Origin of the sequence: Paenibacillus sp. FSL R5-0766 (assembly GCF_037971845.1) — a bacterium.
Taxonomy (GTDB): domain Bacteria; phylum Bacillota; class Bacilli; order Paenibacillales; family Paenibacillaceae; genus Paenibacillus.
The window spans coordinates 909,266-927,593 of record NZ_CP150227.1 but is presented as its reverse complement, the minus strand read 5'-3'; the positions used below and the strand labels follow the sequence as shown (position 1 = coordinate 927,593).

The window sequence follows — 18,328 nt, the reverse complement described above, 5'->3', positions numbered from 1 at the left end:
TCCTTTCACCTATCAACCTATAACATAGTATATTTTTCGTTTATTTTCCAGAATATATATTTTGATAAACAAATACTCTTTAGACTCCTATAGCTCCATCTCTCTCATCAGCAGGTTAGATAGGGCTATTTACATTGACTCGCTTTCCAGGTTTCAGCAGGTTATTACACTCTGGGTCGGTGCCAGCACTCGACAATGCAGCACATTCACGAAAGGCAAAATGTTTGCAACCCCTACATTTCTGAACATCCAGATGTACTAATGCATAATTGATGGCTTCACCCGTGTGCTCAAACATATGATCCGAACCAATCCGTTCAATCAAACCTGTTCTCTTCAGCATCTCCAGAGGTTGCGCCTGAATGCCTGAAAGTAAAACCCTGCCCCCGGATCTCTCCATATGTTTGACAACACGGGCCAGATTGGATTCACCTGTCGTATCCATAAAAGGGACCTTGCCCATGCGCAACAGCAGAGTGCCTGGGCGCCGATGAATCGAATCCATGACCGACTTCTCGAACATATCCGCTGCGCCGAAAAAAAGTGGCCCTTCAATTGTATAAAGACTTATTTGCGGACAGTCATGTCCTTCCCGAACCATGTGGGCCATGACTTTCTCATGTTTATGATCGGGATCGGGTAGTACTTTGGCAACCTTCAACATCTCACTCATCCGTTTAACAAATAAAAGGACCGCCAGAATCAACCCCACCTCTACAGCCGTTGTTAAACTTGTAAATACGGTCAGCAAAAAGGTAATCAGCAGAACGAGTGAATCACTCGTTTTGGTTTTCATGACATGGACGAAGGATCTTCGTTCACTCATATTCCAGGCAACCAGCATGAGAACGGGAGCCATACTGGCAAGAGGAATGTGGGATGCATATGGCGCAAAAAGAACAAGTACCAGCAAAACCACCACACCGTGAATCACGCCAGACCATGGCGATACTGAGCCGGATTTGATATTGGTTGCTGTACGTGCAATCGCTCCTGTTGCAGGAATACCACCAAATAACGGCGTCACCATATTAGCAATCCCCTGCCCAATCAACTCTCGATTGCTGTTATGCCGACTTCCGGTCATGCCATCGGCAACAACTGCGGATAGCAGCGATTCAATTCCACCCAGCATGGCGATGACAAAAGCGGGTTGCAGCAAGTTCACGATACGCTCCCAAGTGATCTCAGGCACATGAAACTGAGGCAAAGAGTTAGGTATCGCGCCAAAGGACGAACCAATTGTAGCCACCTGCCCTTCAAAAAAGAACGCTGCGACTACCGTCGAAAGAACCAGGCCCACCAGTGATGCAGGCACCTTTGGTGCAAACCTGGGCACAAGCAGAAGAACAGCCAAACAGATTCCAGCTGTAAGCACACTGTATATATTAATCGTCGAGATATGCATTCCGATTTCTTTCATATTGGACCAGAAATCCTCGTGTTTCTCGATGCCTCGAAGTCCCAGAAAGTTCGTAATTTGTCCGCTAAAAATAATGACGGCGATCCCTGCCGTAAAACCGATAGTCACCGGCCTTGGAATAAACTTGATTAGCGCCCCAAGCTTGAATACGCCCATTAGAACAAGCATCAATCCCGCCATCATTCCGGCGATCAGCAGATTCTCATATCCATACTGCATCACAATGGCAAATAGGATCGGAATGAATGCCCCCGTTGGCCCGCCAATCTGGAACTTGGACCCACCAAGCAAGGAAATGAGAATCCCGGCGATTACTGTGGTATATAATCCATACTCCGGTTTGACCCCGGAAGCGATGGCAAAGGCCATACCGAGTGGAATTGCAATGATACCTACAATCAGCCCCGATAACAGATCCTTGCGAAAAGCGGCAGCACTGTACCCTCCATATCTCCCCATCCATCTCATGTACAAAAACCTTCTTTTCTTCATATATTTGAATATTTGAATATATTTAAAAGACTACTCCCCTGCATACGTCCTGTCAATCGGATTACGCACAACCCCAGCAGGAACCTAACACAAAAAAACAAGAACCTCCGGTGATTACACCCCGTTGCTCTTGTTTATTGTGTCAGGACTCTTTACGAATATCTTCCAGCATGGAAATAGCATCAACCAGATGATTGTCAAAAATCTGTTTGGTGACTGCCAACAGGTCCTTAATCAGCGGATCACGCAGCGAATAGGTGACGGTTGTCCCTTCTTTTATTCCATGGACAACGTTTTTGCTACGCAATACAGCCAGTTGCTGTGAAACAGCAGAGCCTTCCGATCCCAGAATGCTTTGCAGTTCATTCACGTTCTTGGCTCCTTCACTCAGCAGCTCCAGAATCTGAATCCGCATGGGGTGTGCCAACGCTTTGAAAAAATCCGCTTTAAACTGTTGTATGCTCTGATTCATACGCTATGCCCCTTCAATCGAACTTTTGAAGATGCAAATATCATAACATAGAACGGGTACCATGCTTTACTCTAACCGTAAACGGTTTGATGGAAAAATTAAGATTGACCTTGAAGTACACTTCAACCTTTATACTTTACTTATAGTCTCCACAGATCGTATATCTGAACTCCATCAGGAAGGGTGATTCCTCAATGAACATGTATATCCATAATCACAAACGCTCGCTCACGAGCTTTCTATTCGAGAAATATATCGGAACGTTGGATACCAAGAATTTTTTTTCAACACGCGAGCTTACCCGCAAACACCTGGATCATATGGGCTTGGAAAACATTAAACCTTATACCTTGGGTAAAACAAAACTGTCATCTTCCATCAAAGAGCGCTCCCTTGAAGACATGCAGGTGTTCACCTTAAACGATCAGCATTCCCGTGAACAGAGGGTCATTCTCTACATTCATGGCGGGGCGCATACACACCAGCCGCTGTCTTTACACTGGAAATTCATGGACCGCATGGCTCAGGCTCTGAATGCCAAAGTTGTTGCTCCCATCTATCCAAAGGTTCCTCATTTTAATTATCAGCACACGTATCCGAAACTGCTCAATCTATACCGGGATCTGCTTGCCTCCGTGGACGACCCGGCACAACTCACCATTATGGGGGATTCCGCAGGCGGGAACATATCCCTGGCCTTGGCCCATTATCTGAAGATGCATGATCTCCCGCAGCCCAAAGATATCATCTTATTATCACCTTGTGTGGATATGGTGCTGGACAATCCGGTCATATTCGATTACGAGACCCGCGACCCTATGCTCGCTGTGGAAGGGTATGATGTCATCCGGCGGATCTGGGCAGCTGACAAACCGTTGAACGATCCGTTAATCAGTCCAATCTACGGAGATTTCGCCGGTTTGGGCAAAATCAGTATCTTTATCGGGACTCACGAGGGCTTGTTTCCTGATAATATGAAGCTCGACAAGCTGCTGACGGATCAAAGAGTCGATCATCAAACATACGTTTACCCCAAAATGAACCATGTCTTTGTCCTCTATCCGATTCCGGAAGCCAGGGATGCTCAGCGTAAAATAGTTAACATCATTAAAGACTCAACATATGAAACTAATCAATAAGCTGTAATGCGTCCCTCACTCCCCTCACAGTTTTCCCTTTGAGAAAAAGAACGGAAAAAAGCTCAATCCCTGGACTACCGCCACCGGATTGAGCTTTCTTGCTGTTATTCTGTCATCTAAATATTATTTATATGAACCATATTCAAACCAGTCAAAGTCCGCTACCTGATCGGAAGAAGTACCGTTGCTGCTGCTAAACATTCCGATACAGCAGCCAACAAATCCACCAGCTACTTCGGTGCTCAAACTGCTTGTATCCACCTGTTCTGCAACCAAATGATACTGACTTCCATCCGTGCTGTAATAGAAGTTGAGTTGCTGACCTGTTGCGGCCAGTTTGATATACACCCGCGATACATCACCCTCCAGCGCGATTTGCGCAATGTGGCTATCCTGACCATCTATAACGGTCACCACACGTAGCACCTGCTGTTTATCCGCCAGAGCACGCTCAATCCGTACGTGATACAGATCGTTCTGAATGACGACAAGACCAGCCGTTTCGTTTGCATTTCCGGGCACAAATTCCATCGCTGTAGCTGCGACATAATCCATATGCCTTTGACGCAGACAAACAAAGCTGGAATTTTCTTTTTCCTTCAATGTTTGCGGTTTCAGCTTCAGCCGCAAGTATCCTTTTCGTTCGGTTAATGAATAGAGATCCTCCTGAGGATTGCGCAGGAACATCCATTGCAAGCCCAGTTTATCACTGTCAAAATGGTCAAAACGCAGTTGCGGCTCTACCGGAACAGGCTTCAAATCCAACGTGCCCTGCTCCTCCAGGATTCCGCGGCCCTCATTGACAACAGGCCATCCGTCCTCCCAAACGACAGAAGCAAGGAACGTCTCCCGTCCCAGGTTGCTATAGCTCCCTCCATATGGACGCGAAGCAAGCATGACCATGAACCATTGACCGTTCGCAGCCTGCACCAAGTCGGCATGTCCTACATTAACAACAGGGTAACGTTTACCCAAATGGCGATGTGTAATGATTGGATTATTCGGATTCCCGACGTATCCTTCGGTCAAACTTTTACTACGAGCAATGGTCACGGCATGGTTTGGCCCTGTGCCTCCCTCTGCAATCAATAAATAGTAATATTCATCGATCTTATACAGATGCGGGCCTTCCGGCCAGATGACATCCACCATCGCCCCGCGCCACAGAACGTAACTGTCTCCCACCAGCTTCATACTGCCCAGATCCAACTCCCGTAGCCACACTTCCCAGTTCCCATTGTAACGAACTCCCTCGGAGCAAGGACGTGTACCAAGGTAATACGCTTTGCCGTCATCGAAGAAAATCGTAGGGTCTATGCCTTCTGCGCCTTCAATAAAATAAGGATCAGACCATGGCCCAGCCGGGTCGGTAGCGGTTACAACAAAATTGCCGCCATGTGATACATTGGTTGTAATCATATAGAAGGTGCCTTCATGATACCGGAGCGTTGGTGCGAATATCCCCTGTGAATGGCCTGCTCCCTGAAGATTTAACTGTGAAGGGCGGTCCAGCACATTGCCAATCTGTTTCCAATTCACTAGATCACGGCTCTGAAAGATCGGAACGCCAGGAAAATAGGCAAATGTTGATGTCACCAGATAAAAATCTTCACCCACCCGGCATACGGACGGATCTGGATAAAACCCGGGCATAATCGGATTGTTAAACGTGCATTGTTCGCTTTGATTTACATTCTTCATTCTTTTACCCCTCCAATGGTTAGTCCAGTCACAAAGTATTTTTGCAAGAACGGATACAGTAAAACAATCGGCATTGCCGTCACAACCGTGATTGCTGCTCGAATGGATACAGGCGTCACCATGTTGGTTACATTTTTGAATGAATCCACGTTGACCGTTCCCCCCTGTGAGGTCGCAGAGGATAACAATTTCATCAGCTCATACTGCAAGGTGGTCAAATTCCGATTTCCTGCCGTGTACAACATGGAGTCAAACCAGGAGTTCCACTGACCTACAGCAATAAACAGTGCAACCGTAGCCAGAACCGGCTTGGATAGGGGAAGCACGATACGCATGAAAATCCGAAAATCTCCGGCTCCATCCATCTTCGCGGATTCAATCAATCCCTCAGACAGTCCCTGAATGTAGGTACGAATGACGATCATGTTGAACACCCCGATCAACCCGGGAATAATGTATACCCAGAAGCTGTTCAGCAGCCCCACTTGTTTGATCAACATGTATCCCGGAATTAAACCACCGCTGAAATACATCGTCATGACAAACAGCGTTGTGACCAATTTGTTAAACATATACTCCTTGCGGCTCAGTACATAGGCCAGCATGGCTGTACAGAACAGCTGTACAACCGTTCCCACCACGGTTCTGGCGACCGAAACAAATGCGGCTTGTGTCAGATTCGGGTTTTGGAATACGGAGACGTAATTTTGCAGCGTCCATTCCCTCGGCCAGAGATAGATCCCCCCACGGATCGTATCCAGCCCATTATTGAAAGATACGGCAATGGTGTTTAAAAAAGGATATAACGTAACAACCATGACAAGCAACATAAATATTCCATTGGTGATGGAAAAAATAGAGTCTCCCAAGCTTCGTTTTCTGCTAAATCTCTTCACAGCTCTGCCCCCTTATCATATCAATCGCTCTTCACCAAGAGACTTGGCAATCCCGTTGGCGATAAATATGAGCACCAGACTGACCACACTTTTGAAAATGCCTGCTGCGGTGGCAAGTGAGTAGTTGCCGAGATTAATCCCGTATTTCAAAACAAAAATGTCGATCGTCTCGGATACATCCTGCACAAGTCCGTTCCCCAGCAAGTATTGAATCTCAAAACCCGCGTTCAGTACGTTACCAACGTTGATGATAAGCAGGATAATAATCGTTGGTTTGATGCTTGGAAGTGTGACATTGAACATTTTACGAAACCGTCCGGCTCCGTCGATGGAAGCTGCCTCGTACAAGCTCGGATTAATCGACGCCATGGCCGCCAGATAAATAATCGTGCCCCAGCCAATTTCCTTCCACATGCTGGACAGACCTACAATCCCCCAGAAGTATTTGGGTTCGGCAAAAAAATTGATCGGTGCATCAATCAGGCCCAATTTCGTCAACAGCACATTCACTATTCCTGTTTCCGTTGACAATACATTCGCAACAATACCTGTTACGATGATCCATGACAGGAAATGCGGAAGGTAGGAAACCGTCTGTACCACGCGTTTGAACAGTACCATTCGCAGTTCATTCAGTAAGAGTGCCAGGCCAATCGAGCCGACAAATCCCAGAAACAGACTGATCAGGCTCATCGCCAGCGTATTGCGAATGACACGTAAAAATGTAGGGTCCGTGAATAACGTTCGAAAATGATCCACTCCCACCCAATCCTGCTCCATAAAACCAATGCCCGGTCTATAATTCTGAAACGCCATCAACCAGCCCCATAATGGTCCATACGCAAAAATAGCGATAAACGCAATAAACGGAAATGACATCCACATTAGTTGTCGCTGACTTTTCATTCTGGACAGGTTGTACCCGATCCAGCTTGTTCCCGCCGGGATATGGCTGGTTTTTAACGAAGGCTGCAACTCCTTTTTGGCCATGTTTTTTCTCTCCTTGCTTACGAGTTTATCTATATCACCCAGTCTGGGTGAATCGATTCCATTCCTATCCAATCTCCCAATCTAGTGTGTAAGAAAGGCTACGGGGTTCCCCATAGCCTTTCTGTGTGACAGGCCTTTATCCCCACAGTTCCATACGTCTGCGGACTTCTTCCGTCAGCGCATCTTCATACGCTTTAATATCTGCATTTTCTTTGAGTGTGGCTTGATATTCTTCCCATGCCTTATCAAATTCGGCTGGTGAAGTCATAATCACTTTGGGTAGCCATTTGCGTTTTACATCGTCCATTTTCTGTCTGGCGATGGTCTCCGGTTTATTCGGTTCAAAATTATAGGTATAGATCGGGAACCACGGTTCATTTTCCTCCGCAGGCTCCAGGAAGTCGGTAAACTTCGTATATCCATAAGCCTTCAGCACTTTTTTGTCGATGTCATTCAATGTGGCAAGATACTCCTCCGGCTGCTCCTTAGGGTCAAGAGCATTCTTCCCGTCAGCGGTCATGCCTTCATGATGCGGGAAATAGACCAACGGGCTTCCCGTGTTTGCCAGCACCCAGTCCGGATCTTTGGAATTCGCACGTTGCTCTTCATTTCTGGAGAACACACCTTTATCATCGACTTGATAATCCACGCCTTCCTGTCCCCAGGTTCTCAATACCTCCATCTCAGGGTCCAACAAATCATTAATATATTGAAGTGCTCCCTCGATATCCTCGCAACTCTTTGTAATGGCCAGGCCACCATTCACATTAAGGATTGGATTGTTCTGATAGCGCCCTTTAACATCCTCGGAGAGTGTAATGGACAACGGTACATAGGTTTTGTCATACAATTTTTGCTTCACGAGTGATGCCTCGGCGTCAAGGAACTGCCATCCTTGATCCACCATGCCCAGCACACGTCCGGTTGAAATTTTGGAAATATATTGATCATAGTTTGCTGTAAAGGTTTCGTTATCAACTAGGCCTTGATGATATACCTCATTGATCTTCTTGAAATATGCTTTCGCTTCCGGAATGGTATTATAGTTCTTGGCTGTCAGCGTTTCTTTATCAACGATGGCTGCGCCTTCGTTCGGATAACCAGCCATGAAGAGCGGAGGGTTCTCCAGTGCGAAATAACGCCAGTCATAGGAGATAATTTCAAATCCAATGGTTGGCTGACCATCAACGGTCGGGTGAGCTGCTTTATACCGTTCAATCAAGTCGAAGTATTGGTCAAGCGTTTTGATTGTCGGATAATTATCCCACTCCAGTACGGCCTTCTGAATCCAGAATGCTTCTCCGTCATGGGATACTTTCATCGACTTTTCTTGTATATTTCCGAATTGAGGAATGAAGTAGATATGTCCATCCGTCGTATTTTTCATCTTCTTCCAGTCTTCGCCCAGGTAATTTTTGATGTTTGGATATTTATCGATGTAATCCTCAAGTGGTACTAACGCTCCTGCTGCTACCAGTTGCTGAGTACCATCACTCCCATCGATAAAATCGGGATATTCGCCGCCTGCAATGAGTACACCAATCCGCTCTTTGGCTGTTTGGCCCGTAAGCCAGTCCATCGTGACTCTGACGCCTGTTTTTTCCTCAATAGCCTTTAACACCCGATTATCGTCAGGCGCAATTTTTCCCGGTACGGCAAAAAATGCGGAAAATTGTTTCAATTCCCTTCCATCTGCTGTCTTTTCCCCTTTCGAGGACGATCCCGGTGTACATCCAGTGAGTGCGATGACCAGTATTAAAGCTAGCAGAGCACTGTACTTGATTCTTTTTCTAACATCCTTTTTCATCATGACCCCTCCATCGATTATATTGACAGAAGCTTTTTGGAAAGCGCTTTCCAAAGGCTGACTTAAAATTATCATGCTTCCATGCCCCTCTCAACGGGATAAACTATAGATGGAATCCCACTAATTCCAGCATCTGCGAAAAAAAATATCCCGCCGCTCCGTCAAGGAGTGCAGGATGTTAATCAAGAGAGTACGCAGCATGGGCACTTTTACGATATTGTGCAGGAGTCTCCCCCATGAGTTTCTCGAACCGGCTAATAAAGTAATCGGAATCCCGATATCCCACCATTGTTGCGATTTCGTATACTCTTTGATCTGTTCTGCGCAACAGCCGGGCGGCTTCCTCAATACGCAATTGATTCAAATAATCACTGAAGCTGATCGAGAAATGCTTTTTGAAAATCTGACCCAGATATGCACTATTCATGTAAAACTGCTCCCCGAGCAATTTCAGGCTGATATTTTCTCTGTAATGCTCGTGAATGAAGGCCTCAATTTTGGCTAATACGCCCATCGCATTTGACTTTTGCTGCTCCTTCAGTTTCTCTGCGCACATGAGCGAGAATTCACATAAATGTTCAATGTTTTCCTCCATGGATAACATCGCGTAGTTCACCTTCAGAAAAGTCGATTCCATCAGCCCGGAATCTGGAGTAACCGTATCGTTATTCACGAGATCCAGCAATGTGTATGCCAAATAATGCAAGTGGATGCGGACAATACCAGGCTCGATTCGCTCATCCAGAAAAAATTGAAAAATCGCCGTTGCATGACTGTATAACTCATCCGTCTGCTGTTCCTCAATAGACTTAACTAGCCCATCAAACAATTGTTTTTCGAACTGTCCCGGCCGATTAACAAATAAAGTCGTATCCATAAGTTCGAAGTAATAAATGGGCCTGCAAGTGGTGAAGAAACGTAAGCTTTTCATTATGCCGCAGGATTGATAAGACTCGTGCAGCGCCTCCAACTCATGTACTTCCTTCCCTACATAACAAGCAATAGCCGCCTCTTGACCATGGCTCAGATCGGCATGTAACCGGGTCAAATATTGCTCCAAGGTCACTGCCTCACGGCTCACCATCAGGTCCGTAACCATGAGCAGAACCGCATTTTTATCACCTGTGAATGGCTTCAAAATTTGTCCCGGCAAGGGCCTGCCCACCCATGCCTCAACCCGAGCACACCAATCCGTTCCCTGTTCTGGACCAGCTTCCGCCTCAATCAGGATGCAACGCAGTATGCCGGCATCTTGATAGTGGGGCTGCAGACTCGTGACAGCATCCTCCTCAGCCACCTCAAGCAAAATTGACTGCATATGCTGAGCCATAATAATCCGATCTTTTTTTTGCTGATATCGCTTCTCTTCTGTCCGCGCATTAAATGCGACCCTGAACTCCTCAAGCACCTGAACCAGTTCGGTCTTCACAATAGGCTTGAGAATATAGTCATCCACCTGGTATTTAATTGCCTGCTTGGCATATCCGAACTCATAGAATCCACTTAGAAGAATCAGCTTGATGTCACCGCTATATTGCTCGTACAAGGTTTTGGCAAGCTGCATTCCGTCCATTTCCGGCATCTTAATGTCGGAAATCACCAGATCGGGCTGCATAGCGCGAATGCACTCCAATGCCTGCATTCCATTGGAAGCCTGACCGCAAATCTGAAACCCGTAAGACTCCCAATCAATTAACAATAGAAGACCTTTGCGAATAAATGGCTCATCGTCCACAATCAGCACGTTGATCATATCCTCGCTCCTTATTCTTGAGATGCCTGCATAAGAGGAATTTGAATGTCAATCGTTGTTCCCTTCCCCTTTTCACTGAATATGTGCACCTGAACGAAATCATCAAAATACATCCGCAGCCGAATATATGCATTCATCATGCCAATGCTGCTAAGCTCGCTCATCCGATCCATACTCGGGTCTTGCATCATTTGGCGGAGCGATGCCAGCTTGTCCTGATCCATACCGACTCCGGTATCTCGAATGGAAATGTACAGTTCATTACTTCGAATTTCGAATAATACCTCCACGACCCCATCATTCGACGTCCCCTCAATACCATGGATACAAGCATTCTCCACAAAGGTGAGAACGGTTAGTTTGGGTATCATCATGGCAGCAATGGATTCGTCTGTGATCCGGATTGCAAATTGCAACTTTTCGCCAAAGCGATACTGCTGGATACTCAGATAACTCTCCACAAAATTGATTTCCTCTGAAATTGTAATCAGATCGTCGCCCCAATTGATCGTCTGACGTAACAGCAGTGCCAGTTTATGAATGACATCGGAGGTTTCAAGCTCGTCCTTGATCAAACTCCTCATACGGATCGTTTCAAGCGTGTTGAACATGAAATGGGGATTCACCTGACTCTGAAGGGCTTTCAGCTCCGCCTGTTTCTTGGAGAGCTCAAGGGCTTGCCGCTCCACCTGACCCTTAAACACAATCTCGATCAGGTTCTTGATCTTGATGACCATCATGTTATAACTATGGGTCAGGCTGCCGATCTCGTCCTTGCCCACAGGTCCCGATATCACTTCAAATTTCTCATGCTTCACTTGATCCAGGTGCTTCGCTATCCGATCAACTCTGATGACCAGTGATCTGGATATCAACCAGATTAGCAGTGTCGGCACCAACAGATTAAGAATGATTAGTAGAGTCAAATTAAGCTTGGAATTAACAATCTCCGACAGAACGTCCAGTTTCTCCGTACTGACAATAATCTGCCAATCCTCGGATACGACGGGAATCGATTGCATGGATTGAACAGGGTCAATTGGACTGTTTGCAATCAGATTAAATGGCTTGCGCATCTGATTCATTTTTGAATCGTTCGAGAAAATGACCCTGCCATCCGAAACGACATACACCTTCCCATTTGCTCCCTCATTTTTAAGCGATTTGTTGATGAAAGCGTAGTCCAGATCAACCTTTAACACCTTTTCAACCTGCTGCTCCCCAAAGTAATCCAGCTTACGAATAATGCTTACTTTGCGTCCTCCCTGACTTTGCGACATCTCCGCCTGCTGTTTGTCAAAATACGAATAGATCATGATATGGTCGCTCGTGTTCATCAGCGCCTGATACCAATCACTTTTCTTCACCTCATCATCCAGCTTAATAAAGTTTCCTCCATTGACGAAGGTATCATTGCCAACATAAAACGTAATTTGATTCACCTGCTGGTAGCTGTAGTAGTACCTGACCAGATTGTTGTTGCTAAGCATATCATAGTAGGCAGAGTAATAGTCTTCCTGATCGCGATACTTGAACTCCATGAACCGGTTCAGCGTTCCATCGGTATAGAGAAAATTGGACACATACAAGCTATTGTCTATACTGTTCCGCAGGTTGAACTTGATCCTTTGCTGCATTTCATTGAATCGGCTATGCTCCTTCTCTTCAATGTTACCTTTGATGCTTTGGTAAAACACGGTATTTGTGACCAGGACCGGGACCAGCACACAAAAAATGAACAATATGTACAACTTGGTTTTGAGACTCCAATCATCCAGAAACTGAATGCGCTTACAGTAAGTCTTGCGGCTCATGTCTTATCGTTGTCTCCTCTAACCATGTCATATATCAACATTATTATAACGAGTACGGGATGGGTTGGATACTGCAATCCAGGATTTCCGGGAAGCCTTTATTCAACCTCCCGTTCAACTGGCCCAACAGGACAGACACTAACACCCCACATATTTTCGTATGAACCCGATCTGATCCTACGTCGAAACAGCGATCACGTTATAATTTTAAGAGCATTTCGTACTGGCCCACATGATATTCAAAACCTGATTTGACCAAGAGGAAATCTTGCATCGGTTTCAGATGAGACTCCACATTGAGGACACTGATTCTAGGCGATTCTGTGCGTTGGACCATCTCTGTCAGGATGCTGCTTGCAATACCTTTGCCCCGGTAATTTTGGTTCACTGCAAGCTGTGGAATATCACCTGTTTTTTGATCTATAATGCCATAACCAACAATGCTGTGATCCTGACGTGCTACCACATAGATAAAAGCCTCCGGTACAGCGTAGATGGAATCAATTGAATTTTGCCAGGAGGGCTCCACATCCCAAAATTCCTTAAACTGTTCCACATCGATTCTCTCCACACATTCCACCGTGCAAGTCGTTTGCGGTATGAATTGATCTTTTTGCAACTGGAAACATGAAAATTCCCTTTGAATTTTGAAGTTTTGTTTACTGTACAGCTGAACTGCAGATTCGTTGGATTGGATCACTTCCAGCAAATATTGCTCTACATTTTTTTCTTTTAACAGCTTTTGAATATTCAAGAGCAAATCGCTTGTAATGCCTTGCCGTCTGCAATCTTTAACAACGCCTGTCCCAAGATCATATGCAGTCGCCTTTCCATTCCAGCTTCGAAGTCCATTGATAACAAATCCAACCATTCTCTCATCTTTAAAGGCTCCCATAGATATTTCGGGGTGATACCCCCTTCGTTGGAGCATTTGTTGAAACTTCCAAAAAGGCAAATCCATTTTAACCTGGTAGTCGGAGAACGCATCCACAAACGCCTCGTGAAGTGTTGCCATGCTTATTTGGTCCAACATTTTATAACTGTACATTAGGGCAATCTCTCCTTTAAAAAGATGAAAACAATAATATATTAGGGCTAATGATCCCTATCCTTATTTAAATATTCTACTAAATAGTTTTAACACTATACAGTAATATCCGTACGATAAAATCTGCTTTCTTCAGAGTTTTCAGACACGCCCTAATAACTAAAATAGACCGCTTCCTGGTTAAGGAATACGGTCTATCGAGTCATTATTCTATGGGGATACCGATTTTGTTAAACCAATTTTGGTGATCACCGTATCATACGGGTCCAATTCCACGGTCTGTTTTCCATGCTCTGTATTGATCGTCGTGGACTGAACCTGATCACTATTATTGATCACAACCAATATGTTGCTCTCAGGGTAGTAGGCGCACTCGGTATACAAGTTATCCGTAATGTACTTTGTTTCATGGAATTCATTGCCCGCAAATCGAATCAAATTCAGAAGTAGTCTTGTATTTTCCCAGCTGAATTCGAAGGAAGGCAGATAGATCCCTTTTCCTTTTCCAAAAGCATGTGTGGACAGTGTGATCTGACCATCCGTTTCACTCACTACAGCTGCTGATCCATCAGTAAGATAAATGTTATCTTTCGGAAGTATACTGGCCCCCTCAGGCACCAAACCATGCTCATCGTGAGTATCGTACGACCATTTTCCATGAACAACTCTGGCGCCTGTATCCTCATCCACCCCAAGTACATGAGCCATTCTGAAAAAGCTGTCGTACCCGTCCATTGCCGAAGGCTGGTTAACGCCAATAAAGGTACCACCCTCATGCACCCACTGGGTCAGAATGTCTACACATTGGTGGTCTTTCCAGTGCTCTCCACCGCTCCATGCTGAACCTGCAGAGCCGGCATTGATGACAACATCTATATCCTTCAATGCGCCCTGACGAATATCATCAAAATCAATAAACTGCACGTCAACAGGCAACCCGGCTAATGCCTCATTCACATGAATCAGATCATGCATATGCGTTTCATGAAAATGACCGGACAAGGTCCACGATCTTAACTTGCCCCAGCTATGCAGCACGGCTACCTTTGTCTTGATCTGATAAGGCTTTCCAGCCTGATGTAGCTCTTTCATTTCCCTGAATTCATGGGCAATCTTCTCGATATAATCCACAAAGTCCGGGTAAGGCTCAACCAGATGCAAATATCCACCCAGTCCAATCCGGTCAATCGACTCACGCAGCAGCGCACGCCGGATATTAATCCAGTATTTCTTCGCATCCAGGGTAGGGTCTCCTCCCTCTTTGAAGGTAGGAAGCCCGCCTAAGCCAACTGGGAACAAGTAGGGATGCAAGCGAATCTCATGGGTACCAGCCTTAACGCCTGAGCACATTCTTGCCTCGTAACCGGAGAACACACATTTGATCATGCCGTCGAATCCAAATTCCTCAAAGCGATCATTGTACGGCTCCATGCCCACCCAGCTGTCATCATAGAAGACATACGCCAGCTTGTTATGTTTGTGGACAATATCAATCAACTTTTTACCGAATTCAATGACAAAATCATTGATAAATGCCATCCAGTCCAGTTTGCGCTGATCCGCAGGCATGTGAGTGACCTGATATTTACCGCCATTTACAAAGTCCTCGGCGGAGAGTGAATACCCAAATTTTTGAGCAAACAGATCCAGCGCTCTCGAACTCACCGTGAAATCGTATGAACCCCAATCTGAGAACAGATGGCGATTCCGCTCATCACTGCCCCAGATCCAGGCGAAGTTATAAAATAGGGACGTAAAACGTACAACCGTTGTTTCCGGGTGGTCTTGGCACCACTTTTCCATCCAATCCAGCAGATAGGTTTGTGTTTCCGTATAGATCGGGTCAATCTGCATCAGATGCTCTTTGTCCCAATTATTCGTTGTATGATTGTACATGGAAATCTCTTCCCAGATCCGATAGACCATGAAACTCACCGTGTATTTATGCCAAGGAGCAACACCGGTAATGACAACATTGCCAGATTCCCTTTCATAATTCCACTGTCCTCTAGGTACCTCTTCCCCAGTCGTTCGGTCGTACACCTGCCAATACTTAAACGCTTCTTTGGAATCATTCACCCTGAATTGTTCAGCGAAGAAATCCTCCATCAGATAGATGGATACATAATCTTGTACAGCGACCTTCGGATTCGTAATGAGAAAACATTGCTGCAGTTTATCCAGATTACGGGATGCCCACTCATTATGATCCCGAATAATGCAAATGGTTGAATAGATGCCATATCCGGCATTGATAATCTCATCAGACAACTTTGTACCGTCACTGTCACGGATCACATCGGCACCCCAGCGATCGGCAAGTTCCAGTGTCAGTGCTTCATAACCGGATTCTCCCGGTAGTGTAAAGGAGCCTTTGGTTAATTTGGACAATTGGGTTCCCTCCCTATCTCAACATATCGGACAGAAAAGCGAGTGCCAGGCCCTGACCCCAGCCCTGAATCCAGTCTTTTGGAATATTGCGATAGCCATCCCGATCCTTCATTACCGCCGTACCGCCCGATACACCAAGCACGCGTCCATCTTCGCTAATGTTGTTCAGGATGCCTTCCAGTGCCTTTTGCACGTATTTGGTATGTAGTGGATTGCCGTTATTGATCATCGCTGCTGCAATACCCGCGGAAGCTGACACCTCTTCATACGATTCTTCGTCATCCAGAACCGTACGCCACAAGCCGTTCTCGGTCTGTACCAGCTTGAGAGCCGCCAATTGATCACGAAGGGCACACTCTACATCCATACATTGCGGATACAAGTACCAGTCGTTGAGCTGAGGTTTCACCTGAGACATCGTATAGGCTCCCCAAGCATTCGCTCTGCCCCAGTAAAATCCGGACATGTGGTCCTTATTAATATTGTTATAACCGTGATACCACAGACTGCTGCTCGGATCTTGCAGGTATTTGATATGCCAGTAATACTGATTCAGCGCATCCTGAATCATGGCTTCGTCTTTTAATTTGCTACCTACGCGGAGCAGGAAAAATGCTGCCATAAACAAGGTATCCGCCCAAGCCTGTTCCGGAAAATCATTGGAAACCGATACCGTATGCTGAAGCACATTGTCTCCAAAGCGAAGTGCATGATTCTGGAGATAATCGACTTTGCTGAGGACAATGTCCCAATATTTCTGATCCCCGGTTTCTTCATATAAAGTGATGAGCACATGGCCCATGGCACATGTATTTACCGTCCAACTTGGCAGACCCAGCTCGATATATTCGTCTGCCCATTTCACCAGCCTGTCCAGAATCTCTTGGTTGCCTGTCGTTTGATAGGCTCTGGATACGCCATAATAAGCCACTCCACCGGGCCAATCCCATGTCAGATCCATATCCAGTGTTTTCTTGGTAACGCTGTCTATTACGTTTAGAATCTGTTCCCTGTCATATTTCACTTGAAGCATTGTTATTCCCCTCTCCCTGCGCACACGCCCCCAAGTGCGCCCTGAGAGGTGTCCGTCCATTTTTGTAAACGCTTTACTTATTCCATTGTACGCAGTAAAATAGTCTCATTCTAAGCATATTCATAACAAAACTGCGCAATTTCAATCATTTATACATAGGAGTCCTCGAAAATGCCCAAACCGAAGAAACCTGTCATTGAATATCGTCACTACAGCCTGCCCATTGATTTCCCTGTCCTGTTACTCAGTGGAGACCGCTGGAGAATATCCGATATCAAGAGTGAGCATCTTCATTTCCATAACCACATGGAGATTGGCATCTGTTATTCAGATGGAGGCATTATGGAGATTAAGGGAGAATCTGTGCCTTTTCGGGCAGGCGACATCACGTTCATTCCCCGCTATCTTCCGCATACCACATACAGTTCGCCTAATAACGCCAGCCTGTGGGCATATATCTTTTTTTCACCGGAAGAACTCTTCCGCCATTCGCTCAAAACAGCACAAACTCACATTGAACCGAATCTATGGGCGATTCAGGGAACCAATTGCATTCTGAATAAGGAACAGCATCCCAAAATTCATATGCTCGCAACTTCAATCGTTGAAGAAATGAAGCAGCAGTCCCCCTACTATCGGGAGAGCGCGTATGGCTTGTTGATGTCTCTATATATCGAACTGCTTCGAATTCATGCGAGCAGCGAACGCTTGTCATCTCAGGATCACGAACGGGAAAGAGACCTCCAAGGTGACTTGGTCATCTCACCCGTGCTAGAGTTTATCACCAAAAACTATATGATGCCTGTGACCATCGATTACCTCGCTGATCTGTGTCATCTGAGTACAACGCATTTTCGCCGCAAGTTCCATGAAATTATGGGAACCACACCGCTCGATTTTCTGAACAGTACCCGGATTGAAGAGGCATGCAAACGATTGAAAAGCACGGAGGCCTCCATTCTGTCTATCTCTGAGCAAGTCGGCTTCCGATCCATCTCCAGCTTTAACCGCTGTTTCGCCAAACTGATGGGAGAATCACCCAAAGTCTGGCGCAAAGGCGCTCATACAGAAGCACAGTCTGCAAAAGCGTCGATATTGGAATTTACGGGGTGGGTATGAATTCACGTAGAACATCAATAAAAAGAAAATTATGAGTGGGCTTTCGCGTGGTCCAGACAGCTGGAGCTGGATTTCATCATGACGATGGAAACTGCTGCCTGGTGCTGGAGGAATTGCTCAAAGAGGAGCTTGGCTCCAGTCCGGCAGCGGATATCAAACAACTGTTGCGACAATCATGAAACAGCAAAAAAGCCCATGCCTTGGCATACTGAACTGCTCCTATCGTAGTTTTCTATGGTCTACTATGATA

At 45.8% G+C, this 18,328-nt stretch carries 14 protein-coding genes; 3 read left to right on the top strand and 11 right to left on the bottom strand.

Features of this window, described 5'->3' with window-relative positions:
• Positions 1–115: 115 nt before the first annotated feature.
• Entirely contained in the window at positions 116–1,891 is a 1,776-nt protein-coding gene (gene sulP, locus MKY66_RS04245; RefSeq protein ID WP_076214975.1) for a sulfate permease, read from the bottom strand.
• Between the two features lie 166 nt (positions 1,892–2,057).
• Positions 2,058–2,387, bottom strand: coding sequence for a metalloregulator ArsR/SmtB family transcription factor (locus MKY66_RS04240; protein WP_017690603.1), 330 nt, complete (start codon positions 2,385–2,387; stop codon positions 2,058–2,060).
• A 194-nt stretch (positions 2,388–2,581) separates the two neighbouring features.
• Here MKY66_RS04240 and MKY66_RS04235 point away from each other — a divergent pair, with 194 nt between their 5' ends.
• On the top strand, positions 2,582–3,526 hold the full coding sequence (locus MKY66_RS04235) for an alpha/beta hydrolase (RefSeq protein ID WP_076214978.1): 945 nt from the start codon (positions 2,582–2,584) through the stop codon (positions 3,524–3,526).
• Between the two features lie 123 nt (positions 3,527–3,649).
• Here the strand turns inward: MKY66_RS04235 and MKY66_RS04230 are convergent, their stop codons facing one another.
• The 9 genes from MKY66_RS04230 to MKY66_RS04190 form a co-directional block, all read right to left on the bottom strand.
• A complete protein-coding gene (locus MKY66_RS04230; RefSeq protein ID WP_076214980.1) occupies positions 3,650–5,227 on the bottom strand; it encodes a glycoside hydrolase family 43 protein in 1,578 nt (525 codons plus the stop codon).
• Positions 5,224–6,057, bottom strand: a complete 834-nt coding sequence (locus MKY66_RS04225) for a carbohydrate ABC transporter permease (RefSeq protein WP_081745822.1) — start codon at positions 6,055–6,057, stop codon at positions 5,224–5,226. The genes MKY66_RS04230 and MKY66_RS04225 overlap by 4 nt, the downstream gene beginning before the upstream one ends.
• Positions 6,058–6,138: 81 nt before the next feature.
• Positions 6,139–7,113 (bottom strand): ABC transporter permease subunit, encoded by a 975-nt coding sequence (locus MKY66_RS04220; protein WP_036606005.1) that lies wholly within the window; start codon positions 7,111–7,113, stop codon positions 6,139–6,141.
• Positions 7,114–7,249: 136 nt separating this feature from the next.
• Positions 7,250–8,923 carry an extracellular solute-binding protein gene (locus MKY66_RS04215; protein ID WP_256704312.1) on the bottom strand — a complete coding sequence of 558 codons (1,674 nt, stop codon included), beginning with the start codon at positions 8,921–8,923 and terminating at the stop codon, positions 7,250–7,252.
• 175 nt (positions 8,924–9,098) lie between these two features.
• Entirely contained in the window at positions 9,099–10,673 is a 1,575-nt protein-coding gene (locus MKY66_RS04210; RefSeq protein WP_076214986.1) for a response regulator, read from the bottom strand.
• A gap of 11 nt (positions 10,674–10,684) precedes the next feature.
• On the bottom strand, positions 10,685–12,487 hold the full coding sequence (locus MKY66_RS04205) for a sensor histidine kinase (RefSeq protein WP_076214989.1): 1,803 nt from the start codon (positions 12,485–12,487) through the stop codon (positions 10,685–10,687).
• Positions 12,488–12,686: 199 nt separating this feature from the next.
• Positions 12,687–13,535 (bottom strand): GNAT family N-acetyltransferase, encoded by an 849-nt coding sequence (locus tag MKY66_RS04200; protein ID WP_076214992.1) that lies wholly within the window; start codon positions 13,533–13,535, stop codon positions 12,687–12,689.
• 210 nt (positions 13,536–13,745) lie between these two features.
• On the bottom strand, positions 13,746–15,926 hold the full coding sequence (gene gnpA / locus MKY66_RS04195; RefSeq protein WP_076214995.1) for a 1,3-beta-galactosyl-N-acetylhexosamine phosphorylase: 2,181 nt from the start codon (positions 15,924–15,926) through the stop codon (positions 13,746–13,748).
• A 13-nt stretch (positions 15,927–15,939) separates the two neighbouring features.
• Positions 15,940–16,959 (bottom strand): glycoside hydrolase family 88 protein, encoded by a 1,020-nt coding sequence (locus MKY66_RS04190; RefSeq protein ID WP_076214998.1) that lies wholly within the window; start codon positions 16,957–16,959, stop codon positions 15,940–15,942.
• A gap of 171 nt (positions 16,960–17,130) precedes the next feature.
• Between MKY66_RS04190 and MKY66_RS04185 the strand changes: the two genes are divergently transcribed.
• Together MKY66_RS04185 and MKY66_RS04180 are read left to right on the top strand one after the other, a co-directional pair.
• Positions 17,131–18,078, top strand: coding sequence for an AraC family transcriptional regulator (locus MKY66_RS04185; RefSeq protein ID WP_076215001.1), 948 nt, complete (start codon positions 17,131–17,133; stop codon positions 18,076–18,078).
• Between the two features lie 47 nt (positions 18,079–18,125).
• Positions 18,126–18,257, top strand: coding sequence for a hypothetical protein (locus tag MKY66_RS04180; RefSeq protein WP_256704313.1), 132 nt, complete (start codon positions 18,126–18,128; stop codon positions 18,255–18,257).
• Positions 18,258–18,328 lie beyond the last annotated feature (71 nt).

Excerpts from the sequence above, each read along its gene's own strand:
- MKY66_RS04185 (WP_076215001.1), top strand. The coding sequence starts at position 17,131 with ATGCCCAAACCGAAGAAACCTGTCATTGAATATCGTCACTACAGCCTG.
- MKY66_RS04205 (WP_076214989.1), bottom strand. The coding sequence starts at position 12,487 with ATGAGCCGCAAGACTTACTGTAAGCGCATTCAGTTTCTGGATGATTGG.
- MKY66_RS04230 (WP_076214980.1), bottom strand. The coding sequence starts at position 5,227 with ATGAAGAATGTAAATCAAAGCGAACAATGCACGTTTAACAATCCGATT.
- MKY66_RS04235 (WP_076214978.1), top strand. The coding sequence starts at position 2,582 with ATGAACATGTATATCCATAATCACAAACGCTCGCTCACGAGCTTTCTA.
- MKY66_RS04210 (WP_076214986.1), bottom strand. The coding sequence starts at position 10,673 with ATGATCAACGTGCTGATTGTGGACGATGAGCCATTTATTCGCAAAGGT.
- MKY66_RS04240 (WP_017690603.1), bottom strand. The coding sequence starts at position 2,387 with ATGAATCAGAGCATACAACAGTTTAAAGCGGATTTTTTCAAAGCGTTG.
- MKY66_RS04225 (WP_081745822.1), bottom strand. The coding sequence starts at position 6,057 with ATGTTGCTTGTCATGGTTGTTACGTTATATCCTTTTTTAAACACCATT.
- MKY66_RS04215 (WP_256704312.1), bottom strand. The coding sequence starts at position 8,923 with ATGATGAAAAAGGATGTTAGAAAAAGAATCAAGTACAGTGCTCTGCTA.
- MKY66_RS04200 (WP_076214992.1), bottom strand. The coding sequence starts at position 13,535 with ATGTACAGTTATAAAATGTTGGACCAAATAAGCATGGCAACACTTCAC.
- MKY66_RS04220 (WP_036606005.1), bottom strand. The coding sequence starts at position 7,113 with ATGGCCAAAAAGGAGTTGCAGCCTTCGTTAAAAACCAGCCATATCCCG.
- MKY66_RS04190 (WP_076214998.1), bottom strand. The coding sequence starts at position 16,959 with ATGCTTCAAGTGAAATATGACAGGGAACAGATTCTAAACGTAATAGAC.
- sulP (WP_076214975.1), bottom strand. The coding sequence starts at position 1,891 with ATGAGATGGATGGGGAGATATGGAGGGTACAGTGCTGCCGCTTTTCGC.